Below are 22,100 nucleotides of genomic sequence, written 5' to 3' on the forward strand. Positions count from 1 at the left end.
ATGACCTCTTTAATTAATCGTATCTCAAGAACAGTGAAGGCTATTACTAAAGTTGGTGCCGTTAGCAGCCTATGGTTGGCCGGCTCAATGGTGTCTATCAGTGCTAATGCCGAGGATATCCTTACCAGTACGCCTGTGACTTATGCTTTGGCGACAGAGCTAACCAAAGCCACAGACATTACCACCGAATATCTACCACCTAAGCGCTACGGTATTGACCGTCTGCCGAATTGGTTTGGTACCAAGGGTGCGAGTAAAGTGCTTCAATCGGGTGAAAAGGCGACCGTTGCGGTAACGTTGTCATCGATCTGGCAAGCCGACCCTACGTTTGTATACGCAAGACAAAGCAATATCCGTTTAGTTGAGGTTGATGCCGCTCAAGCGATTACACCGCGTGCACAAGGCGTTGCTGCGCTTACATTGTCGAATGGTGATGTGTCTAAATACGCATGGTTAAACCCGACCAACTTAACACGTATGGCGGCGATTGTGGCTGACGACTTTAAGTTGTTGTGGCCTGCGCAAGCTGAAACGATTGATAGCAACTTACAACGTGTGATGTTGGATGTTCGTGAACTGATCAACAAGCAGCAAGCAGTATTGCTCGACAATGACGTAGATTCAGTATTGTTGCTTTCAGAAAGCTTGGAAGATTTCGCCTCTGGCAGCCAACTGTTTGTTGAAGAACGCATGTTCAAAGCTGAACTGGAATGGACAGAGCAGGACAAAGCCAAGCTTAAAGAGATGTTTTCGGAAGATGATGCTCTATGGTTAGTTACAGCGAAAAAGCCAAGCAACTTGATTAAATCATTGGTACCGAATGAGCGTATCTTGGTAGTGGATTCTGTTGATCGTTGGGGCAGAGCGGGAATCAACGCAAAAGCACCGTTTGCCCGTTGGGAAGTGCAGCCATTCAAAGGCTAACCAGCGCGATTAAAAATGGTAGGATCAAAAAAGCAGCCCAAATAGAGGCTGCTTTTTTTGTTCTTGTTCGTTGCCTCTGGTCAGAGTGCCTGGCAAGAACGCTGCGAGTTTAAACTTACTCTGCAGCTTTTTTTTCTTTAGTTTCGATACCAGCTTCTTCGGCTTCAACGGTTGCTTCTACTGAACCTTCAGCTTGCTCTTGAGCTGCTTTCGCTTGTTCTTCAGCTTCCATTTTTGCACGGTCAGCTTTAGAGATGTAGCGAGGCTTGTTGCTACTATGCAGTTTAGAATTCGCCTGTTTCTGCTTCTTTTTTAGAATTTGATTGATTTTTTTCTTACGGTTCATTGCTGCATAGCCTTGTATTTAGTTTAGGCGGTGGAGGATAATCATTTTAGCTCTAGAACTCAATATTTACATGGTATTCAGCAAGGAAAATATCACTATGCAGTCAGTCGAGACCGAACGTTTAAGATTAAGAATGATCACACCTCAAGATGCGGCGTTTATTCAACGACTATACAGCTCAGAAGATTTCCTGCGTTACATTGGTGATAAGGAAATCAACGACACTGAAAAGGCTGTCGAGTACATTGAAAACAACATTCTTAAGATGCATGAAGAGAAGGGTGTCTGTTTGTTGATGGTTGAAATCAAAGAAACTTCAACGCAAATTGGTATCTGCGGATTAATAAAAAGAGACACCTTAGCGTCGCATGATATTGGCTACGGGTTTGCTCCTGAGTTTTATGGTCAAGGCTTTGCCCAAGAAGCCGCGGAGGCGATAATTGAACAAGCTAAGCAGAATGCTGATATCGATCATTTAGTTGCCATCACTACCTCTGATAACATTCGAAGTATCACACTACTGACTAAGTTAGGCTTTGTGTTTGAGCGAGTCGAAGACGTATTAAGTGAAAGCGTCAATCTCAACCTGTACGGTTTCTCATTAGGTAATTAAAACATGTTCCAACATAACAATATTCTACAAGGCGAACTCGCAACGGAGTACAAAACCGTTATTGCGATGGTGCACATCTATTGCAAAGATCACCACGGTGAAGTTCGTCAGAATAACGCGTTATGTGAGGAGTGTGAGCAACTGTTGCGTTACGCCGAAACACGATTGGATAGATGTCCTTATGGCGAAGCAAAACCGACCTGTAATAAGTGTCCGATTCATTGCTATAAACCAGACCCGAAAGAGCAAATGCGATTGGTGATGCGCTATGCCGGGCCAAGAATGCTACTTAAGCATCCGATATTAGCGATTCGACATCTGATTCATGAGAAACGGAAAGTGCCTGAAAAGCCGTTGTCGAATGTGTCGAACCGCCATATCCGAATGAATAAGAAGTAACTGGCGTTTAAAAGTGGTTGCTGAAGAAACGAAAAAGGTCTGATTGCGCAGACCTTTTTTATGTAGATACGTTTTATCTAAGTTTGAATATAGCCAGGTAACTGAAACTTACGCCGCTTGAGGCTCTTCGTAGGTCACCGTTAGGTTGTTGATCCAGCGTCGGCTCAAGTAACGGTGTGAACAGATGGTCAATTTCACGACTTCTTCTACCAACATTAGACCATAGATGTATTTAAAGTCCCATTCAGCGACAAACGCGCCGTAAACACATACTGGAATGCCCACCATCCACATCGCGATGAAATCCATGCGAAGGCAGAACGCATTATCACCACCAGCACGAATAATACCGTTAATGATCACCATGTTGAGCATGCGAATCACGACCGCAAAGCACATGATCATCATCGCAGGTGAAGCAAGCGGGTATAAAGCGTCTTTGGTCAGGTTTAGCCATGACAGAACGTGCTCTTTACCCATAAACAATAGCAAGCCTACAACCGCACCAAAACCAACCACGGCTTTGATGAACGTCAGACCCATACTCATAGCGTCATCAAACTCATCACGACCGAGTGAGTGACCAAGCAACACGGAACACGCTACAGAAATACCAAAGAATATCGAGTAACACAGCGACTCAAAAGGCGCGAGCATAGAGAACACAGCAAGTTCCGTTGTGCCCATGTGACCGAAGATCATTTGGTATGCCATAGTACCCATTGCCCATAACACGGCATTCATCGTTAGTGGCAAAGCAATACGACGGTAAGACAACCATAATGACGGACGATGTGGTGAGCTAGGCGTGGTTAACAACCAGTGTTTACGCATGCGCATATAGCCATACATCAAACCCACTTGAATCAAGCGCGCTAAAGTGGTTGCCAATGCCGCACCTGCAACGCCCATCGCTGGAATACCGAAGGCACCTTTAATGAGTACGAAGTTAAGTGCGATGTTGAGGGCAATCGTGACCGCACCAAGCAATAGTGGTGTTACGGTGTCACCTGATGAGCGCATGCTTGCTTCTACCACGACCACAATGTGAGTCAGCAGAAGGACAGGGAATCCATACCACAGGTAAGTCGCGCCAAGTTCAATCACGGTTTGATCGCTGGTCTGCAACATCATTAAAAACTGAGAACCAAGAGTGATGATTGCAGTAACAGGCAGCAGAACTTTTAAGCCAAACACCATTGCGATAGATGATACCGTTCGCGCGCTTTTTCGGTCGTTCTTTCCCCAGTATTGAGCGACTAATGTTCCGTTTGCTGAGGCCAACCCTGCCATAATCATAATAGCAACGAAGTGCCATTTTGATGCAATTCCCACAGCCGCAGCTGCTTCCATACCATAATCACTGACCATTAATACGTCAGCAAGGGCAAGAATAGCGACAAGCGCACTTTGTAAAGCAACAGGTAAACCCAGTTTAACGATACGAGGTAAGATGCTCTCTGGCTTGTTATTCATAGATGAGTTAGGGTTGATGTTAGTTGTCATAAGCTCTCCGATTTATGGCAGAACTATAGTGATTTGAGCGAAGTAACAACATGTTTAAAAAACAACAAAACCTGTGCGAATCCGTCATTGATTCAATGAGACCAAAATCAACTTGGCATGATGATGTTTTTCTCGCTGAACAGTGCAAAGAACGTTTTTTGACCGTTGAAGATATTCCAGAGATGAAAAGCTTTGGTGTCTATATGGGCGGCATGGCGAAGCTATATGATGGCTACTGGGTTGAGCGCGAATCCGTTAATGTTCATACGTTGATTTTCACTATGGAAGGTGGCGGCATTCTAACAACCGCAACATCGGTCCAAGCGATTACACCTTATACACTCGTGGTGCTTCCTGCTGAAACCCCATTTCGTTTTGAACTCGATCCTCAATATAATTATTGGAAAATGGCGTGGATGCTGACGCCTGACACCAAGCAATGGCAGCACATAGCAAGTTTAGGACAGGGGATTGTGCCTTTTGGAGAGTGTGAGCAGATCTGGTCATTAATGAACTTGGTTTACTTTGAGATAGGCGGTAGAGCCAGTTACCGTAAGTTACTCTTGAGTGAAATTATCCGAACATTGACGGGGTTTGAGCCTAAGTCGACCAGCACCACTGCACGTGTTCAAGCGCTCTATAACGAAATTGAAAGTAGTCTGCATCAGCCATGGACAGTGGCAGGGATGGCTGAAAGAGTGTTTATCAGTGAAGAGCAACTCAATAGAGTCACCAAGACGCTATTCAACCTCTCACCACGCAGTAAATTGATTCAATTACGCATGGACAAAGCCACCAGTCTACTGAAATATCAAGATTGGTCAGTTTCTATGATTGCTAATCGCTTAGGCTACAAAGATCCTTATAACTTTTCGCATCGTTTCAAAAAGCATTTCGGTTTGTCACCCAGTCAATATCGAAAGAGCCATCGACTTCTTGGTTAGCCTTGCACGATGAAATGAGAAGTGTGGGAGAAGAAGGTTACATATAGGCATGAGTTGAAAAGAGCCCTTCGCTTAGACATAAAGTCTGAACTCGGAGCCCTAATGACACGCATCTAGTGTCTGTCTATTTAAGCTTACTCGCCTGCAATCTGTAGGTGAGAGCGCTTTAGGCTAGCAATCAACATGTAGATCGTTGTAGCAAGTAGAGACGCGAACAGGTAAGTGAACAATCCTGCTTGTGAATCCATAAAGCTGTCTGCAACGATTGGTCCCGCAACAGAACCGATGCTGTAGCAAAGTAGCATGATTTGAGTCACTGACACCAAGTAGCTTGGGTCAAGGTTACGGCAACCTAAGTTAATCGCGATTGGGTATAGCGCAAATGTGGCCATGCCTAATACGAACAAGCTCATGCCTAGTACGTAGAAATCGTGATTGATAGTCAGCACACCAATGCTTGCAACCCCTAGCAGGCAGAACAAAGCCATTAATAACACTTGTCCTACGTGGTGAGATAACCAAGTCACCATCGGCTGTACAGCCATACCACCCATGATAACCAAAGCCATCAAACCACCAATGTCTTCGTGTGCAATGTTACGTTGAGCAAGTTCAACTGGCATCAAGCCGTAAATCGCACCTAGCGTTAATCCGGAAACAATGCAGCCAATTAGCGCGCTGTGGCTTAATTTGCTGATCTGCTTTAAAGACAAAGATTGCGCATCGTGGATCTGTGGTGGAGTTGCTTGTCCGTACATCAGCACAATGATCGCACCAAACAGAAGGGTGAACATTGCGATGAAAGGTACGCCACCAGTAATACCTAAGTAACCGATACCAAGCTGACCAACTGCAGAACCGCCGTACAGTGAACACATGTAGATAGCGAGACGTTTTGCGCGTTGTGACTCGTCACCGCTCATTAGCCAAGACTCTACAATCACGAAGATACCTGCAACCGCCACACCAGCCACAAAGCGAGCTAGTAGCCATACTGCTTGGTGTGGGATCAATGGCAATACAAGGATCGTTGCGATGAACACACTTAATGCGATGACGAACGCATCTTTGTGGCCAACACGCGCAATGGCACGTTCAATCAATAATGTACCAGCCAGTAGACCTGCATAGAATGCACTCGCCAACCAACTCGATAGATCTTTGTCTAAGCCATACTCAGACAGCATTAATGGTAATGAACTCATTAAGTAGCCTGAAGCGATCGCGTAAAAAGACAATGCAATAACAGGAACAGTTATGCGAGTTGTTGGTTGGATGTTGTCCAATGCAGGAGCCTCTGATAGTAAAAGAAACGATGAATTTTCCGCGACTATGGGGGAGAAACTGAATTGGGTAAAACAAATAAAAATGGTCGTTAAGATAAAAGAAATTTATCGACCAACTAAACTAAAATACGGTTGCGATATTTGGTGGTTTGGCGAGATTTTATGCGGGCAAAAAGTCGTTAAGCCGTTGTTCATTGGTGGTTTAATTTAGAAAAAGATTGCAGCGTGATTGTCTTTTTATGATTTGGATTGAGTGGGATTTTAAGTGTTAGACCGTTTCTTTACGGTATTGACGTGGCGAGTTACCACTCCACTTACGAAAGGCATGACGAAAGTTAGCGCTATCAGAAAAGCCAACTCGTTCAGATATCTCTTCAATACTCATTCGAGTTGAAGAAAGGTAGTGCCGGGAAAGGTGAAAGCGAACATGGTCCAGTATCTTCTGATAGCTCGTATCCGCTGCTTTCAGGTGACGACGCAGAGTTCGAGAAGACATGCCCAGTTCTGAAGAAATGGATTCTATAGAAGGGTAACATCCTGGCCTTTCAATCAGCATCTGAGAGACTTTCTCTTTGAGGCTACTGGGTGCACTGACTTTTGCCAACATGTCATCACACGATTTTAAGCACATCTGTAAAGTGATGGGGTTGGCGGTAGGAAGAGATGAATACAAGGTGGTTGCGTCGAACTCCCATTCAAGCCGGTCACTATTGAATTCAACCGGGCAGCGGAAAATCTCTGTGTATAGATCGCCGTATTCAGGTTTTGGATAGGGGAAGCGGATCACTTGAGAAGGAAAGGGCTGCTGTAAGACCTCTTCGCACAAACTGTGTATCGCTGCGAACCAGTATTCACAACAAAAGGGCAGTAAAGAATCGAGTTCGATAAGTTGCTCTGCGCGAAAGTAACCAATGTTGTCTTCTACAGACATGGTTTTCCTGAGGACAGGGCCAGCAAGTTGCAGATACTTGAACCCGATTAAAAAGGCATCGAGTAGTGTTTCGCTACTAAACACCGCATAACCGAGCACGCCGAAGTCGCTGAACCTCGCTTGTTGGCCGACTTTAAGCCCCAAACCGTCTTCGTTGGAATTCGCTAACGCATTACTGAACACAGCAAGCTTTTGCGCCAAAGTGATGTGTGTATCAGGAGTGTTGAGTTGGAGAGCATCGATGTTACTGCCTTCGAGCAACTCTTCAATACTAAGAACAGGCGACAGGTAACGATGCAGCAACTGAAGATCCAGAATGCCGAATGCTTGCATGTCGGGTTCGTAAACTGCGGTGTATTCCATAAGCTGCCTCTTGTTGAATATCGATATCTTAACCGAACTTTTAACATTTACGCCTGTTGCTTGTTCTCACTTTCGCAAGCTTGTTCCAAATTTTGGTTTATGTGTGCAAGGTTTTATTGGGCTTACACAGGCCGTGTCCGAATATCACCGGTTTTTGTCTTTTTGAAACCTGTTCGAAATGTTATCGAAATGTTGTAATTTATTGGGCTGCACATTGGAGCGTCTCAAACATTTTGCTCAATAACGACTCTTATCTACATGACACACCAATGTGCAGGCTCGTGATGACAAGAAAGAGACTTATTACAACGATTAGAACGTCTACGGTGACCGTCACAAATAGGTCTAAGCCGCACAAGGAGATCATGGATGCACAATCTTGCTGTTAATTTGGAGCGTAGCGCTTCGCTTTTTCCAACTAAAGCCGCTCTGCGTATGGGATCGGATGAAATCAGTTTTTCTCAGTTAGAACAACTTTCTGGAAACGTGGCTGCTAACTTGAAAAGACTTGGGTTGCAGAACGGAGATAAGGTAGCGTTGTCATGCCCGAACGTGACTTACTTTCCGATAGCCTATTACGGGATTCTAAAAGCGGGTTGTGTAGTCGTGCCTTTGAACGTGCTATTCAAGGCCAGAGAGATCGCTTATCACCTTAATGACTCTAACGCGAAGGCCTATTTATGTTTTGACGGCAGTGAAGAGCTTCCCATTGGTCGCTATGGTTTACAAGGTTTTGAGCAGGCAAACCACTGTGAACACTTTGTCGAGATGCCTATCCCAACAAACACAGACACTACTTTAGAAAGTAATGAGGAGCATGAATCAATCGCTGATTGGTTGGCACAACCTTTTACTCCTTTTGAGTCTGTGGCTTGTCATGGCGATGATACCGCTGTGATCCTTTATACCTCTGGCACGACGGGTCAACCAAAAGGGGCTGAGCTTTCCCACACCAACATGCAAACCAATGCGATGTCGTCACAGTATCTAATGAGATTGGAGTACAGCGACACCACAATGGCTACACTGCCTTTATTCCATAGCTTCGGTCAGACGGTGATGATGAACGCGAGTGTGCTAACAGGGTCCACCATGGTGTTGATTCCTCGTTTTGAACCGTCATTGGTTATTGAACAGATCATTAGCCATAAAGTCAGCGTGTTTGCGGGTGTTCCTACTATGTATATCGCGCTATTAAAGGCGGGAGAAGAGTCTTCTGATAGTTTAGAAAACACAAGCAAACGCTCTGAACAGGTTAAACACAGCTTGAGGTTAGGTGTTTCTGGCGGTGCTTCTATGCCGCTTGAGGTTATACGACAGTTTGAATCTCGTTTTGAATTACCAGTCTTAGAAGGTTATGGGCTCTCGGAAACGGCGCCGGTTGCGACCTTTAATCATATTGATGGCGATCGTTTATCGGGTAGTGTCGGTCAGCCTTTATGTGGCCACCTCATCAAGATTACTGATATACAAGGCAACTCTGTCGCTATGGGTGAACTCGGCGAAGTCTGCATTAAAAGCCCAAGTGTGATGAAAGGCTATTATCAAAGGCCAGAGGCGACAGCTGAATCTATTCGTGATGGTTGGTTCTTAACGGGAGATATCGGTCGCGTCGATGAGCATGGCAATTTGTTCATTGTTGACCGTGTTAAAGACATGATTATTCGTGGTGGGTACAACGTTTATCCACGTGAAGTCGAAGAAGTGTTGATGTGTCACCCCGATGTCGAAATGGTCGCGGTGGTAGGCGAGCATCATGAACATTTAGGCGAGGAGATCCACGCGCATGTGGTTCTTCACGAACATACGCAATGTGATAGTGCCGCCTTGATAGCATGGTGTCGTGAGCAACTCGCCGACTACAAATACCCGCGTAAGGTATTCATTCGTAAAGCCTTACCCATGACAGCAACCGGAAAAATCTTGAAGCGTGAGTTACACCCACTAGAAATAGCGGAGATGGCAAATGGATAGTTATGATTTTATTATTGTTGGCGGTGGTTCAGCTGGGTGTGTGATGGCTTCTCGGCTGTCGGAAGATCCTGATGTGACGGTTTGCTTGTTAGAAGCGGGTGGTAAAGACACCAGCCCATTCATTCACACACCCGTTGGCGTGGTGGCGATGATGCCAACCAAACTCAATAATTGGGCATTCGAAACGGTTGAACAGCCGGGTTTGAACGGTCGTAAAGGCTATCAGCCTAGAGGTAAGACACTTGGCGGTTCTAGCTCTATCAATGCCATGATGTACGCTCGTGGACATCGCTATGACTACGATAGATGGGAAAGCTTGGGCAATGCTGGCTGGAACTATGAATCCTGTTTGCCTTACTTTAAGAAAGCAGAAAACAACGAAGTCCACCAAGATGAGTTCCATGGCCAAGGTGGTCCTCTTAATGTGGCCAATCTTAGATCGCCAAGCCCTATGTTGGAACGTTATTTAACGGCGTGTGAATCGATAGGTGTACCTCGCAATGAGGATATTAACGGCGCTGCTCAGTTTGGGGCGATGCCGACGCAGGTAACACAGCTGAATGGTGAACGATGCAGTGCTGCCAAGGCTTACTTAACGCCAAACCTTTCACGATCGAATCTCACGGTCGTGACTAAAGCCACCACACATAAGGTTTTGTTTGAATGCAAGAAGGCGATTGGTGTTGAATATGGTTCTAGCGGAAAGCGTTATCAGATACGATGCAACAAAGAAGTGATTCTTTCCGCTGGCGCGTTTGGTTCTCCCCAATTGCTGTTACTGTCTGGTGTCGGTGCTCAAACTGAACTAGAGACACATGGAATCGAACAGGTTCATGAATTACCTGGAGTGGGCAAGAACCTTCAAGATCATATCGACTTAGTACATTCGTATAAATGCAGTGAAAAGCGTGAAACTTTTGGTATCTCGCTGCAAATGGCCTCTGAAATGACCAAAGCCTTACCACTATGGCACAAAGAACGCCGCGGTAAAATGAGCAGTAATTTTGCAGAGGGAATAGGCTTTCTCTGTTCCGAAGATCATATCGCTGTACCGGATTTAGAGTTTGTATTTGTGGTCGCTGTTGTAGATGACCATGCTAGAAAAATTCATACCAGTCATGGCTTTACCTCTCATGTCACCTTATTGCGACCGAAGAGCTACGGCACCGTAACGCTCAATAGTAATGATCCCTATGATCCGCCTAAGATCGATCCTGCGTTTTTCAGTCATCCTGAAGACATGGAGATCATGATTAAGGGCTGGAAGAAGCAGTATCAAATGTTAGAGAGTTCCGCGTTTGATGATATCCGAGGCAATGCTTTCTACCCTGTGGACGCCAGTGATGACAAGGCTATCGAGCAAGATATTCGCAATCGTGCAGACACTCAGTATCACCCGATCGGGACCTGTAAAATGGGACCTAGTAGCGATTCTTTAGCTGTGGTAGATAAAGATCTCAAAGTTTATGGATTGGATAATTTGAGAGTCATTGATGCTTCTGTGATGCCGACACTGATTGGGGCAAACACCAATGCACCAACCATTATGATTGCTGAGAAAGTCGCAGATCAAATCAAACAGCAATACGGGTTTGGCAAGCAAGAATCTAATATTCAAGCGAAAGGCGAAGCTGTAGTTTTATTCAAGAAGTTAAGTGATAACCATAAATAAAACAGTAGGTTAGATAGTCTTGATTTGGTAAGACTCTCTAACCTATTTTTGTGTGCTTACTTAGAATTAAGTAATGCTAAATCAATAGCTTAACCAATAGTATTACTTAGTTAGTGCTTGATTAAGCCACTGATCAAATTGACCTTTTGGCAGTGCACCGTTAATCGTATCAACACGTTGACCGTTCTTGAACACCATCACCGTTGGGATGCTTCTGATTTGATACATAGCCGCCAGTTGCTGTTGAGCTTCGGTATCAATTTTAACAAATCGAACATCGCCAGCGCGCTCTTTAGCGACATCGCTGAACACAGGTGCGAAACCTACACATGGGTTGCACCATGTCGCCCAAAAATCGACAACGACAGGCTGTGAACTGTTCAAAATTGATTGGAAATTCAGTGACGTACCTTCGATTGGTGCACCGTCTAGAAGTGCGTTTTTGCACTTACCACAAGTAGGGCTTTCTGAAATTCTTTCTGAAGGAACTCGGTTTACGCCACCGCAAGAAGGGCAACGTGTGTTGAATGTAGACATAACTTTCTCTTTTTATTGCGTCTCCGTGCCTAACGCGATTTACGAATCATGTACGGAACGCTTATACTGTTTAAAACAAGAATAAGATACTCAAATAAAAACAAACAATAAACAGGTAAATGATGACAAAATTTTACGCTGAAATTACGGGCTGGGGAAAGTGTCTGCCACCAGCCGTGCTATCCAATGATGATTTAAGCACTTTCATTGATACGTCTGACGAGTGGATTCGTACTCGAACTGGTATCGAAAATCGTCGTATCAGTCATGTAAATACCTCTGAGCTAGCGACCGTTGCTGCTCAACATGCAATGGCGTGTGCTGGTTTAACAGCCGAAGATATCGATCTTGTGATCGTAGCGACGTGCAGTCCAGACTCTCTTATTCCAAATACCGCGTCTAAAGTTCAACAGAACTTAGGCATCAAGAGCGCAGCAGCTTTTGACCTTAATGCAGCGTGTACAGGCTTTATCTACGGTGTTGAAACAGCAACTCGATTGATTCAAGCGGGCAACTACCGCAATGCAATCGTTGTGGGTGCAGAGCGTCTTTCATTCTTCATCGACTGGACCAAGCGTGATACTGCGGTTCTATTCGGTGATGGCGCTGGCGCTGTGGTTCTATCACGTACTGAAGAGCAAGTGGGTTTACAAGAAGCTCAAATCGGTTGTGACGCAGAGGGCCGTGACATTCTAGCAGTACCAAAATTCGGTACTTCTATGGACCGCTTTGCTGCTGATAACGGTTACTGGGATTTTGATTTCGTTGGTAAAGAGATCTTCAAGCGTGCAGTGAAAGGAATGGGCGCTGCAGCACATACAGTATTGAGTCGCACTGGCATCTCAACTGAAAACATCGATGTTGTGATTCCGCACCAAGCGAACATCCGAATTATTCAAACTCTGTGTGATATGGCGGGCATTGAACGTGAGAAAGCGTTTGTGAACATTCAAAACTACGGCAACACATCGGCTGCGACTGTGCCGATTGCATTGTGTGAATCGTTAGAGCAAGGCTTTGTTAAACCTAACTCAAACATTCTTGTGGCGGCATTCGGTGCCGGTTTAACTTGGGGGGCAGGCCATATTAAGTGGGGTAGCCGTGTTGAGCCGTTAGGTCAATCGGACGCTAAGCTTCCAGAAGCAGATAGCTCGGCATTAGAACTTCTAGAGAGAGCCATTTTACACTGTAAAACGCGTCCTAATTCTGAGAATGAGTAGCAGCATGGCCCAAGTTCGTTTTATGACAGAAGCCGACCTCGATGGAGCGGCTTTAGTTCACCAAGCTACTTTTGTTCGACAGCAAAACTCAAAAAATTGGTTACAATGTAACTTAAATGCTGCGCCACGCTTTCTTAACTTTGTTGCTGAAAGCGATGGCGAGATTGTCGGCTACATTATTTGGGTTCAAAAGAGTGGGTTTAGGCCTGAAGCTGTTTTGGAGCTAGAACAACTTGCTGTGTTACCGAGTGCTCAGGGGCAAGGATTGGGCAAAAAGCTGATTCTAGACTCTTTGCCTCAAGTGAAGCAGAAGCTATCAGAGCAGGGCTCGACACTAAAACATGTATTAGTGACCACCAGAGCAGATAACTTTGCACAAAAGCTCTATCAGTCGACATTGGGCGCTCAAGTCGAAACCACGATTTCAAACTTTTACTCAGCCGATGAAGTGCTTATGATAGCTCGCAATGTAGGTGAACGAATCTGATCGCTGAGTTCTTAGAACCATTATTATCAGCGGCATAACTCGATTAACGTTTTATTAGGGGCTTCTGTGGCCCTTTTGTTATTTCTTAGGAAGTATTTTGAAGAAAGTTTTAGCAATTGGCTACGTTTGGCCAGAACCGAATTCATCGGCGGCTGGCAGCCATATGATGTCTCTTTTACGTCTATTTAAGAGACAAGGTTGGTCAGTTGAATTTGCAACACCCGCTCAAGAAACCGAGCACATGATTGATCTCTCTGAAGAGGGCATCACAAGCCAATCTATACAGTTAAATTGCGATAGCTTTGACGATTACATTGAAGAGCTGCAGCCCGATGTTGTGATGTTTGACCGTTTTATGATGGAAGAGCAATTCGGCTGGCGCGTCGAGAAGGTATGTCCCAATGCCTTTAAGCTACTGGATACTGAAGATTTACAATTCCTACGCAATGCTCGACATGAAGCTGTTAAGAAAGAGACAGAGTTAACGAAAGAGCACCTGTACAGTGACTTGGCGAAACGTGAAATCGCTGCAATCCTGCGCTGTGATCTTTCGTTGATCATCTCAAGTTACGAGATGGAATTGCTCCAATCTGAGTTCAATATCGATCCAAAACTATTACATCACCTGCCGTTCATGGTTGATCTCAACACGTTGCCTGAAAGTACGAAAAGCTTTGAAGAACGTAAGCATTTCATGACGATAGGTAATTTTAGACATGCGCCTAACTGGGATGCAGTGCTTCAGTTACAGAAGATTTGGCCGAAGATTCGTAAACAGTTACCTGACACTGAACTTCATATTTATGGATCGTATCCGCCGCCAAAAGCAACCGCTTTGCATAACCCTAAAACTGGCTTCCATATCAAAGGTTGGGCGAAAGACGCTCAAGAAGTGATGGAGCAGGCTCGTGTGTGTGTTGCACCTTTACGATTTGGCGCAGGCATTAAAGGCAAGTTACTTGATGCGATGAAGCTACAGACTCCGAACGTGACCAGTGAAATCGGCAGCGAAGGCATGTTGCCACAAGGAGAACTGCAATGGCCAGGTGCGGTTGCTGATGATATCGACGAATTTGTTGAAGCTGCAGTTGCCCTTTATAAAGATGAAGAGAAGTGGCTTAAGGCACAAAGCCGATGTCATTCAATCCTTGAAGCGCACTACGAGCAGAATAAACTGGGCGACACATTGATTGAGCGATTGATTGCGTTAGAGTCGGATCTTGAATCTCATCGACTGGATAACTTCTTTGGTTCGATGCTCAAACACCACAGCATGGCGAGCACGAAGTATATGTCCCAGTGGATAGCTGAAAAGAACAAGACTAAGTAGCTTACATAATACAACCAATACAACCGAATTAAATCATAAGCCCTTAGGTTAACGCCTAGGGGCTTTTTTCATGCAGGGCGCTTGTTAATTCCAGACTTACAAAACGACACATACTCGCAGTACATTAGCATTGACTAATTTATATTTATTAGTAAACTCTAATTTATAGGTTGTTATGAGTTTATGATGTTTGTGGATAGGAGAGGTTTGTGCTTAGTTTGATTCCTTGGGATGCTTTTTTCGGCGGCATGTTGTTAGGCGTGTCGGCCATTGTTTTAATGTTGGGGATTGGTCGAGTTGCTGGCATTAGTGGCATTGTCAGCCGATTATTGCCAACTGGCACCAGCAACAAAGAACGTAAAGATGCGGATACAGCAAACACCGAAAAACACTGGCGTATCGCCTTTGTTGTGGGAATGGTCGCAAGTGGTTGGCTATTAATTCCGACGGGCTACCAACTTCCGCAGTTAGAAGAGATGAATCTCGCTTTAGTGATTATTGCTGGCCTTCTGGTGGGCTTTGGTACTAAAACAGCGAACGGTTGTACTAGCGGGCATGGCATTGTCGGAATGGCGCGTTTATCTAAACGTTCTATTGTTGCGACCTGTGTATTTATGGGTGTGGCAATCGTAACCGTGTTTATCAAGAATCTGACTGGCTTGGGGGCATAATGAAAAACGCTTCATTTACTATCGTTATCGGTTTGGTCGCAGGTATTCTTTTTGGCTCTGGCATGATCATCTCAGGGATGGTTGATCCTGAGAAGGTACTCGGCTTCTTAGACATTACCGGTAACTGGGACATTAGTTTGGCATTCGTCATGGGTGGCGCGCTATTGGTCTTTGCACCGTTTTATCATCTGGTCATTAAAAAGCGCGCTAAAGCCATCAATGGCGAGCCGTTAGATAGCCGTAACAATCCGTTGATAGACAGAAAGCTGATTCTTGGATCTACAGCGTTTGGCTTAGGCTGGGGGATTGCAGGCTTTTGCCCAGGCCCTGCGGTAACCAGCCTAAGTGGCGGCAACCCGACGGTGTGGGTGTTTATGATAAGCATGCTGGTGGGAATGTGGCTGGCGGATCGTATGAACAAAACGTGTTAGTAGCAAGCTTATAGCTGATTACATTGGCTTTGACGTTATCCGTTCTGAGCTGACCAAGCATAGAGGTTGACTCGCTTTCAGCACGAAAGTCAGTCAGCCTCTTTCTATATTTACTGTTTCTATTAGTTTCAGCTATCTACAATCTGCTGTTATCTAAAATCTACTATTTAATAGTCGTTGAAACTGGACAGTGGTCGCTGAGTTTGTAGTCCAGAACATCTTGTGTTTCAAATACCTTCTGCTTTGCAGGAGAAGCATTTAGCGACTCACTCACCACAATATGATCAATAACAGAGCGGAACTGATGTGTGCGATAATTGTTGCGGTTAGAGCGTACCTTACAATCTGCACGGGTCTTTCGTGTCGCTAACTGCGCATCAGTATATTGTGATAACTCTTTCCACATCCAATCTCGTGAGTAAGCGAGGTTATGGTTAAAGTCGCCAAGAATGGCGTAGTCTTCGTTATTGCGCTCTCTTTGCTTTATCCACTTGTTCAGTTGCTGACCTTGCTCTTTTAAACGAGAGCAATCGCGGTTGGACTTATACGCTCCGCTACAACCTGCCTTTAAATGCACAGACAACATGTGAATGGGTTTAAAGTTTGTTTCTACAACGATATAGCTGGCAAACCTAAGTTTACTGTTGGATGTGGTTTCAAGCGGAAAGTCAGCGTAGTCGGTGAGGGCTACTCCTTTACGAACTGCAAATCCCGTGTATTGGTTCACTTCTTTAAATTGGCGGTTGCTGTTCTTAGATAGCGCCCGGTCAGACATCAATATCTTGTATTGATCACCAGCCACACGCTGAATGGCATTTACGTTATCGACTTCTTGAAACGCAACCACGTCTGCGTCTAAGGATTGAAAATAAGTTGCGAGTTTGTCGAAATCAGCTTGATCACGTTTGTCAGAAAACTTATTCACAGCCTCGTTGGTTGATAACCATTCGATATTCCAACTGGATATGGTCAAAGGTTCAGCAAATGTCTGGCTACTGAGTAAGCAGCCTAACATTATCCAGTTTTGAAGTCGTTTCATGCCAAATATCCCTAATTTTGTCTGCCAATATTGATGAGCCGTTATCCTACAACACTTACCAAAAATTCAACTCTTTTTAGGAGTTTTTTTATTGTTACATTGTTTCTTTTCGACTTGAGAACTAGCGTAATAATATTGAATTGATCTTAGTCAGCGTTCTCTTTTTATTGATCCAAATCAATACTCAAAGTTGGTGGTTCTCGTTAAATACGCCACAATATCTAGTGTTAGTTAAACGATAAATCGCTCTATATAGTGTGTTTGTGGATAAGTCTGTGAATACCTCAAGAGTAAGGAGAAGTGGTGAAATCAATCGTAATCAAGCGTGATGGCTCAAGAGCTCCATTCAGTAGAGATCGCATCCAAGCTGCAGTGGAAGCAGCATCAGACAAAGCCGATAAGGAAATTGCTATTTATGCACTGAATGTGGCATTAGCAGTTGAGTTGAAGCTCGAAGACTACGATGAAGTTCATATCTCTGAAATTCAAACCATGGTCGAGAACGAGCTAATGCAGGGACCATACAAGTCTCTGGCTCGTGCCTACATTGAATATCGTCATGACCGCGACATCGCCCGTGAGAAGCAAAGCGCTTTAACGCGTGAGATCGAAGGTTTGATCGAAGAAAGCAACGTTGATCTAATCAATGAAAACGCGAACAAAGATGGCAAAGTAATCCCAACTCAGCGTGACCTGCTGGCGGGTATCGTGGCTAAACACTATGCGAAAACTCACATTTTGCCACGTGATATCGTACATGCTCACGAATGTGGTGATATTCACTACCACGATCTAGACTACGCACCGTTCTTCCCAATGTTTAACTGCATGCTTATCGATCTGAAAGGCATGTTAACGCATGGCTTCAAGATGGGTAACGCGGAAATCGACACACCTAAGTCTATTTCTACGGCGACAGCGGTAACCGCGCAGATCATCGCGCAAGTGGCGAGTCACATCTACGGCGGCACAACGATTAACCGCATCGATGAGGTTCTTGAACCTTACGTTATGGCGAGCTACGAGAAGCACTTATCGCTAGCGAAAGAGTGGGACATTCATAGCCCAGAAGCTTTTGCTATCTCTCGCACAGAGAAAGAGTGTTACGACGCGTTCCAATCTCTGGAGTACGAAGTAAACACGCTGCACACCGCTAATGGACAAACACCATTCGTGACGTTTGGTTTTGGTTTAGGTGAAAGCTGGGGCTCGAAATTGATTCAGCAATCAATCTTGAAAAACCGCATTGCAGGTTTGGGTAAGAACCGTAAAACAGCCGTGTTCCCTAAACTGGTATTTGCGATCAAAGATGGTTTGAACCACCAGAAGCAAGATCCAAACTACGACATCAAGCAATTAGCGCTAGAGTGTGCGTCTAAGCGTATGTACCCAGACATTCTTAACTACGACAAAGTAGTAGAAGTGACAGGGTCATTTAAAACTCCTATGGGTTGTCGTAGCTTCTTGAATACTTACGAAGAAAATGGTGAGTTGATTCACGAAGGCCGTAACAACTTAGGTGTTGTTAGCTTGAACTTGCCACGTATTGCGATTAACGCAAAACAAGATATGGCTCAGTTCTACGAACTGCTTGATGATAAACTCAAGCTGGCTCGTCGTGCATTAGAAACTCGTATTTCTCGTCTAGAAAACGTGAAAGCGCGTGTTGCTCCAATCCTATACATGGAAGGTGCGTGTGGCGTTCGCTTGAAAGCAGACGACTCTATTGCAGACATCTTCAAGAACGGCCGTGCGTCTGTTTCTCTTGGTTACATCGGTATCCACGAAGCAATGACTGCGCTTTACGGCACAGACGTTCACCTGTACGACGATGGCGAAATGCGTGCTAAAGCGCTTGAGCTGGTGGAGTACATGAAGCGTGAAGTGGAATCTTGGACGAAAGAGACAGGTTACGCATTCAGCCTATACGGCACACCAAGTGAAAACCTATGTAGCCGTTTCTGCAGCATCGACACCAAAGAATTTGGTGTGATTGATGGTGTGACAGACCGTGGTTACTACACCAACAGCTTCCACTTAGATGTGCAGAAGACAGTGAACCCATACGACAAGATCGATTTCGAGATGCCTTATCCTGAAATTTCTAGCGGTGGTTTTATCTGTTACGGCGAATTCCCGAACATGCAGAAGAACATCGAAGCACTAGAAAACGTATGGGATTACAGCTACACACGTGTTCCTTACTACGGCACTAACACACCGATTGATGAGTGTTACGAATGTGGTTACAACGGTGAGTTCGACTGTACAAGTAAGGGCTTTACGTGTCCTAAATGTGGCAACCATGACTCAACCAAAGTATCGGTGACGCGCCGTGTTTGTGGTTACCTTGGTAGCCCAGATGCACGACCATTTAACTTCGGTAAGCAAGAAGAAGTTAAACGCCGCGTGAAGCATCTTTAGTAAGCTCTAAGATTATTAGCTAGCTTACTTAGAAGAGCTACGTTTCAAGAAATATGTTTGGTATCGGCGCTATGTCGATACCAATTCATTTGTTTCAACTCTCGCTACTTTTCGAGTTAAACCATTAAGCCATCACGAGTTTTCAATACTGCCTTATGAATTATCACCAATATCACCCAATCGACGTTGTAAATGGCCCTGGAACACGCTGCACTTTGTTTGTGTCGGGTTGTGTACACCAGTGTCGCGGGTGTTATAACCAATCAACGCAAAGGTTGGACTCCGGGCATTTGTTTACTCAAGAGCTGCAAGACCACATTATCGCTGATCTCAATGATCCACGAATCAAGCGTCGTGGCTTGTCGCTTTCTGGTGGTGATCCTTTGCATCCTGCAAACGTGTCTGAAGTGCTTAAGCTTGTTCAGCGTGTAAAAGCAGAATGTGAAGGCAAAGACATCTGGATGTGGACGGGCTACGAGCTCGACGAACTCGACGAAAAGCAGAGGCAAGTACTTGAATATGTTGATACTTTGATTGATGGTCGTTTTGAGCAAGATAAAGCGGATCCAATGTTGGATTGGCGTGGTAGTTCAAACCAAATTATTCATCGGTTCCGACTCTAGTAGACTTTCGTTAGTTAACGTCAACCTACATTAGTGCAAATTAGTAGCCTCAGCTTCTCTGTTGAGGCTTTTTTATTTTATGACGTTCTAAATTTGTAAATTGATTGAATATTGAACTATATGGAATAGGGAATATTAGATTGCACCAGTCTCAACTAGAGTTATCTCCTAAAAATCAAAACTTTGATGAATTTCTGTTTCTTAAATTGTAAATAAAATGATAACTTGGAGGCCATTACTTGAATTTCAAAGGGTTGTGACTTTCATGTTTTCACATCTACCAAAACCAACTTTAGATCCAATTCTATCTCTTTCTGTTGCTTACCGCGGCGATACTCGTACTGATAAAGTCGACTTAGGCATTGGCGTTTACAAAAACGATCAAGGCGAAACTCCGATCATGAAAGCCGTTTCTATGGCTCAAGATATCGTTGTTGAAACGCAGAAAACCAAAGCTTACGTTGGCCTAGCAGGCTGTGAAGAGTTCAACCAGAGCATGGTTGATCTGCTGCTTAAAGGGACTTCTGCAATGGATCGCGTTGCTGCGATTCAAACACCGGGTGCAAGTGGTGCACTTCGCATGTTGGGTGACTTAATGAAAGTTTCTCAACCAGACACCACGGTTTGGATTTCAAACCCAAGCTACGTTAACCACAAACCGGTGATGGAAGCGGCAGGCTTAAAAGTTCGATATTACAATTACTTCAGTCCTGAAACGAAGCAAGTTGATACTGCAAGAATGTTGGATGACCTTTCAAAAGCGGGTCCATCAGATGTGGTACTACTGCACGGTTGCTGTCATAACCCAACGGGTGCGGATATCGACTTTGAGGCGTGGCAGGAAATTACCAAACTATCGCAGAAAAATGGCTTCTTGCCGTTCGTTGATATTGCTTACCAAGGCTTTGGTGATGGCTTAGAAGAAGACGCAAAAGGTCTTCAACACATGGCTAACAACGTCGAAGAGATGTTGATTACGACATCTTGCTCGAAGAACTTCGGTTTATACCGTGAAAGAACGGGTGCCGCTATCGTGATTGGCAAAAACAGCGAACACGTTGGCAATGCTAAAGGTAAGCTTCTAACGCTTGCTCGTTCAACTTACACAATGCCGCCAGATCATGGTGCAGCTTTGGTTAAAACAATTCTTCAGAATCAAGAGCTAACCTCGATTTGGAAGCAAGAATTGAGTGAAATGCAGCAACGTTTGTTAAATCTGCGCCAAAGTTTATGTGATGAATTGCGAAATACTTATAACACGTCACAATTTGACTTCATTGAAAGCCATAAAGGCATGTTTAGTGTACTAGGCTTTAAAGAAACTCAAATGAATCAATTACGTGAAGAATATGGAGTCTATGGTGTTGGTGATGGACGCATCAATATCGCAGGCCTTTCTGAATCTCATATTCCTTATGTAGCAAAAGCGATAGCAAACGTTTCAAAATAGAAGGTGACTGAATGTATAATTGGAAAGCGATTGTAGTTTTAATGCTAAGTGGTGGCCTGTTTGCTTGTTCGGCTACAACTCAAGCTCCTGTTGAGCCAGAGCAAAAGCCTCAAATCGAACAACCTGTTGTGGATGACTCTTCAAAAACTGACGCAACAGAAGGCGAGAAAGTAACGGAACCTACTGAGAAGCCTGAAGAAGTAAAACCAACTGAGCCGGAAGTAAAACCTGCACCTGTTGAAAAACCAGTAGAGAAGGTTAGAAAAACAAGTGACGGCAAACTGATTCTTGGTGAAGAAGAGTGGGTGTTTGTTCCTGGTTTAAAAGAAGCGTTTAAAGCACGTGTCGATACCGGTGCAACAACCTCTTCAATCAGTGCAGTTGATATTGTTGATTTTGAACGTGACGGCAAAGACTGGGTTAAGTTCAAGATTGAACACGACGGAATTACAACTGAAGAGATCAGCTTACCAGTAGAACGCTGGGTTAAGATCAAGCAATCAAGCGCAGAAGGCACACAACGACGCGCTGTGGTTGTAGCTTCGATTCAAATTGGCGATCTAAAAGACAAAACTGAATTTACGCTAGCCGACCGAACGCATCTTTCTTTCCCACTTCTGTTGGGTAGAAGCTTCTTTAGAGATGTTGCGGTTGTCGACGTGAGCAAAAAATACGTTCAGAAGAAAATTACTAAATAACAAGTTCTGCTCGTCATCAAAGCTTTTCGTTTTGAAGAGCTATAGTTTCAAAGGTGACGAGCTTAAAAGACTTTTAGTGTTGATAAATGAAATCCCTACCAGTTCTGCTGGTGGGGATTTTTTTATTTACACCCCATAACGTATGAAAAGCATCTAAATGGTCTATGTTTACTATTCGTTTACTGTTTAGCCTCGACAACGTGATCGAGATCTCTATATAATCCGCGCTTCG

The 22,100-nt window shown here is 44.5% G+C and carries 22 protein-coding genes; 16 read left to right on the plus strand and 6 right to left on the minus strand.

Features of this window, described 5'->3' with window-relative positions:
* Complete coding sequence (locus AB6D93_RS02880) at positions 1–924, plus strand: ABC transporter substrate-binding protein (protein WP_102333610.1); 924 nt, start codon at positions 1–3, stop codon at positions 922–924.
* A 115-nt stretch (positions 925–1,039) separates the two neighbouring features.
* Here AB6D93_RS02880 and AB6D93_RS02885 read toward each other — a convergent pair whose 3' ends face one another.
* A complete protein-coding gene (locus AB6D93_RS02885; protein WP_102333611.1) occupies positions 1,040–1,270 on the minus strand; it encodes a DUF2986 domain-containing protein in 231 nt (76 codons plus the stop codon).
* Positions 1,271–1,367: 97 nt separating this feature from the next.
* Here AB6D93_RS02885 and AB6D93_RS02890 point away from each other — a divergent pair, with 97 nt between their 5' ends.
* Together AB6D93_RS02890 and AB6D93_RS02895 are read left to right on the plus strand one after the other, a co-directional pair.
* Positions 1,368–1,883 carry a GNAT family N-acetyltransferase gene (locus tag AB6D93_RS02890; RefSeq protein WP_102333612.1) on the plus strand — a complete coding sequence of 172 codons (516 nt, stop codon included), beginning with the start codon at positions 1,368–1,370 and terminating at the stop codon, positions 1,881–1,883.
* Positions 1,884–1,886: 3 nt separating this feature from the next.
* On the plus strand, positions 1,887–2,282 hold the full coding sequence (locus tag AB6D93_RS02895) for a nitrous oxide-stimulated promoter family protein (protein WP_102333613.1): 396 nt from the start codon (positions 1,887–1,889) through the stop codon (positions 2,280–2,282).
* Between the two features lie 108 nt (positions 2,283–2,390).
* On the opposite strand, the gene AB6D93_RS02900 is transcribed toward AB6D93_RS02895, so the two are convergent.
* Positions 2,391–3,788: an MATE family efflux transporter gene (locus AB6D93_RS02900; protein WP_102320789.1), complete on the minus strand. Its 1,398-nt coding sequence runs from the start codon at positions 3,786–3,788 to the stop codon at positions 2,391–2,393.
* 50 nt (positions 3,789–3,838) lie between these two features.
* Between AB6D93_RS02900 and AB6D93_RS02905 the strand changes: the two genes are divergently transcribed.
* Positions 3,839–4,732, plus strand: coding sequence for an AraC family transcriptional regulator (locus tag AB6D93_RS02905; RefSeq protein ID WP_017060977.1), 894 nt, complete (start codon positions 3,839–3,841; stop codon positions 4,730–4,732).
* Between the two features lie 134 nt (positions 4,733–4,866).
* Here the strand turns inward: AB6D93_RS02905 and AB6D93_RS02910 are convergent, their stop codons facing one another.
* Complete coding sequence (locus tag AB6D93_RS02910) at positions 4,867–6,018, minus strand: MFS transporter (protein ID WP_029235229.1); 1,152 nt, start codon at positions 6,016–6,018, stop codon at positions 4,867–4,869.
* Between AB6D93_RS02910 and AB6D93_RS02915 the strand changes: the two genes are divergently transcribed.
* Positions 5,990–6,229: a hypothetical protein gene (locus tag AB6D93_RS02915; RefSeq protein ID WP_017060129.1), complete on the plus strand. Its 240-nt coding sequence runs from the start codon at positions 5,990–5,992 to the stop codon at positions 6,227–6,229. The genes AB6D93_RS02910 and AB6D93_RS02915 overlap by 29 nt on opposite strands.
* Before the next feature lie 57 nt (positions 6,230–6,286).
* Here AB6D93_RS02915 and AB6D93_RS02920 read toward each other — a convergent pair whose 3' ends face one another.
* Positions 6,287–7,312: an AraC family transcriptional regulator gene (locus tag AB6D93_RS02920; RefSeq protein ID WP_017069105.1), complete on the minus strand. Its 1,026-nt coding sequence runs from the start codon at positions 7,310–7,312 to the stop codon at positions 6,287–6,289.
* Positions 7,313–7,681: 369 nt separating this feature from the next.
* Here AB6D93_RS02920 and AB6D93_RS02925 point away from each other — a divergent pair, with 369 nt between their 5' ends.
* Together AB6D93_RS02925 and AB6D93_RS02930 are read left to right on the plus strand one after the other, a co-directional pair.
* Positions 7,682–9,286: a long-chain fatty acid--CoA ligase gene (locus AB6D93_RS02925; protein WP_017060127.1), complete on the plus strand. Its 1,605-nt coding sequence runs from the start codon at positions 7,682–7,684 to the stop codon at positions 9,284–9,286.
* Positions 9,279–10,958, plus strand: coding sequence for a GMC family oxidoreductase (locus AB6D93_RS02930; protein WP_102333614.1), 1,680 nt, complete (start codon positions 9,279–9,281; stop codon positions 10,956–10,958). The genes AB6D93_RS02925 and AB6D93_RS02930 overlap by 8 nt, the downstream gene beginning before the upstream one ends.
* 102 nt (positions 10,959–11,060) lie before the next feature.
* Here AB6D93_RS02930 and trxC read toward each other — a convergent pair whose 3' ends face one another.
* Positions 11,061–11,495, minus strand: coding sequence for a thioredoxin TrxC (gene trxC, locus AB6D93_RS02935; protein WP_017060125.1), 435 nt, complete (start codon positions 11,493–11,495; stop codon positions 11,061–11,063).
* 122 nt (positions 11,496–11,617) lie between these two features.
* Between trxC and AB6D93_RS02940 the strand changes: the two genes are divergently transcribed.
* The 5 genes from AB6D93_RS02940 (at position 11,618) to AB6D93_RS02960 (ending at position 15,634) form a co-directional block, all read left to right on the plus strand.
* Positions 11,618–12,715 carry a ketoacyl-ACP synthase III gene (locus AB6D93_RS02940; RefSeq protein ID WP_102333615.1) on the plus strand — a complete coding sequence of 366 codons (1,098 nt, stop codon included), beginning with the start codon at positions 11,618–11,620 and terminating at the stop codon, positions 12,713–12,715.
* 22 nt (positions 12,716–12,737) lie between these two features.
* On the plus strand, positions 12,738–13,202 hold the full coding sequence (locus tag AB6D93_RS02945) for a GNAT family N-acetyltransferase (protein WP_029235379.1): 465 nt from the start codon (positions 12,738–12,740) through the stop codon (positions 13,200–13,202).
* A 97-nt stretch (positions 13,203–13,299) separates the two neighbouring features.
* The gene (locus AB6D93_RS02950) at positions 13,300–14,532 is read left to right on the plus strand and encodes a glycosyltransferase (RefSeq protein ID WP_017067865.1); all 1,233 of its coding nucleotides are present in this window, start codon (positions 13,300–13,302) and stop codon (positions 14,530–14,532) included.
* A gap of 209 nt (positions 14,533–14,741) precedes the next feature.
* Complete coding sequence (locus AB6D93_RS02955; RefSeq protein ID WP_010429747.1) at positions 14,742–15,203, plus strand: YeeE/YedE family protein; 462 nt, start codon at positions 14,742–14,744, stop codon at positions 15,201–15,203.
* Positions 15,203–15,634, plus strand: a complete 432-nt coding sequence (locus AB6D93_RS02960; RefSeq protein WP_016787649.1) for a YeeE/YedE family protein — start codon at positions 15,203–15,205, stop codon at positions 15,632–15,634. Before AB6D93_RS02955 ends, AB6D93_RS02960 begins: the two co-directional genes overlap by 1 nt.
* Positions 15,635–15,797: 163 nt before the next feature.
* Here the strand turns inward: AB6D93_RS02960 and AB6D93_RS02965 are convergent, their stop codons facing one another.
* Entirely contained in the window at positions 15,798–16,673 is an 876-nt protein-coding gene (locus tag AB6D93_RS02965; protein ID WP_102333616.1) for an endonuclease/exonuclease/phosphatase family protein, read from the minus strand.
* 303 nt (positions 16,674–16,976) lie between these two features.
* Between AB6D93_RS02965 and nrdD the strand changes: the two genes are divergently transcribed.
* From nrdD to AB6D93_RS02985, 4 genes are all read left to right on the plus strand, one after another.
* On the plus strand, positions 16,977–19,097 hold the full coding sequence (gene nrdD, locus AB6D93_RS02970; RefSeq protein ID WP_102333617.1) for an anaerobic ribonucleoside-triphosphate reductase: 2,121 nt from the start codon (positions 16,977–16,979) through the stop codon (positions 19,095–19,097).
* Positions 19,098–19,252: 155 nt separating this feature from the next.
* Positions 19,253–19,720, plus strand: a complete 468-nt coding sequence (nrdG, locus tag AB6D93_RS02975) for an anaerobic ribonucleoside-triphosphate reductase-activating protein (protein ID WP_017064571.1) — start codon at positions 19,253–19,255, stop codon at positions 19,718–19,720.
* 265 nt (positions 19,721–19,985) lie between these two features.
* The gene (locus tag AB6D93_RS02980) at positions 19,986–21,170 is read left to right on the plus strand and encodes an amino acid aminotransferase (RefSeq protein ID WP_017060118.1); all 1,185 of its coding nucleotides are present in this window, start codon (positions 19,986–19,988) and stop codon (positions 21,168–21,170) included.
* Positions 21,171–21,181: 11 nt separating this feature from the next.
* Positions 21,182–21,868: an ATP-dependent zinc protease gene (locus tag AB6D93_RS02985; protein WP_017069095.1), complete on the plus strand. Its 687-nt coding sequence runs from the start codon at positions 21,182–21,184 to the stop codon at positions 21,866–21,868.
* The last annotated feature ends 232 nt before the right edge of the window (positions 21,869–22,100 follow it).

The sequence above is a fragment of the Vibrio sp. 10N.247.310.23 genome (assembly GCF_041467155.1).
In the GTDB taxonomy this organism is placed as follows: Bacteria; Pseudomonadota; Gammaproteobacteria; order Enterobacterales; family Vibrionaceae; genus Vibrio; species Vibrio crassostreae_C.

What these genes read in the sequence shown, in the direction of transcription:
- AB6D93_RS02880 (WP_102333610.1), top strand. Translation starts at nt 1, where the DNA reads ATGACCTCTTTAATTAATCGTATCTCAAGAACAGTGAAGGCTATTACT.
- AB6D93_RS02885 (WP_102333611.1), bottom strand. Translation starts at nt 1,270, where the DNA reads ATGAACCGTAAGAAAAAAATCAATCAAATTCTAAAAAAGAAGCAGAAA.
- AB6D93_RS02890 (WP_102333612.1), top strand. Translation starts at nt 1,368, where the DNA reads ATGCAGTCAGTCGAGACCGAACGTTTAAGATTAAGAATGATCACACCT.
- AB6D93_RS02895 (WP_102333613.1), top strand. Translation starts at nt 1,887, where the DNA reads ATGTTCCAACATAACAATATTCTACAAGGCGAACTCGCAACGGAGTAC.
- AB6D93_RS02900 (WP_102320789.1), bottom strand. Translation starts at nt 3,788, where the DNA reads ATGACAACTAACATCAACCCTAACTCATCTATGAATAACAAGCCAGAG.
- AB6D93_RS02905 (WP_017060977.1), top strand. Translation starts at nt 3,839, where the DNA reads ATGTTTAAAAAACAACAAAACCTGTGCGAATCCGTCATTGATTCAATG.
- AB6D93_RS02915 (WP_017060129.1), top strand. Translation starts at nt 5,990, where the DNA reads ATGCGAGTTGTTGGTTGGATGTTGTCCAATGCAGGAGCCTCTGATAGT.
- AB6D93_RS02920 (WP_017069105.1), bottom strand. Translation starts at nt 7,312, where the DNA reads ATGGAATACACCGCAGTTTACGAACCCGACATGCAAGCATTCGGCATT.
- AB6D93_RS02925 (WP_017060127.1), top strand. Translation starts at nt 7,682, where the DNA reads ATGCACAATCTTGCTGTTAATTTGGAGCGTAGCGCTTCGCTTTTTCCA.
- AB6D93_RS02930 (WP_102333614.1), top strand. Translation starts at nt 9,279, where the DNA reads ATGGATAGTTATGATTTTATTATTGTTGGCGGTGGTTCAGCTGGGTGT.
- trxC (WP_017060125.1), bottom strand. Translation starts at nt 11,495, where the DNA reads ATGTCTACATTCAACACACGTTGCCCTTCTTGCGGTGGCGTAAACCGA.
- AB6D93_RS02940 (WP_102333615.1), top strand. Translation starts at nt 11,618, where the DNA reads ATGACAAAATTTTACGCTGAAATTACGGGCTGGGGAAAGTGTCTGCCA.
- AB6D93_RS02945 (WP_029235379.1), top strand. Translation starts at nt 12,738, where the DNA reads ATGACAGAAGCCGACCTCGATGGAGCGGCTTTAGTTCACCAAGCTACT.
- AB6D93_RS02960 (WP_016787649.1), top strand. Translation starts at nt 15,203, where the DNA reads ATGAAAAACGCTTCATTTACTATCGTTATCGGTTTGGTCGCAGGTATT.
- AB6D93_RS02965 (WP_102333616.1), bottom strand. Translation starts at nt 16,673, where the DNA reads ATGAAACGACTTCAAAACTGGATAATGTTAGGCTGCTTACTCAGTAGC.
- nrdG (WP_017064571.1), top strand. Translation starts at nt 19,253, where the DNA reads ATGAATTATCACCAATATCACCCAATCGACGTTGTAAATGGCCCTGGA.
- AB6D93_RS02980 (WP_017060118.1), top strand. Translation starts at nt 19,986, where the DNA reads ATGTTTTCACATCTACCAAAACCAACTTTAGATCCAATTCTATCTCTT.
- AB6D93_RS02985 (WP_017069095.1), top strand. Translation starts at nt 21,182, where the DNA reads ATGTATAATTGGAAAGCGATTGTAGTTTTAATGCTAAGTGGTGGCCTG.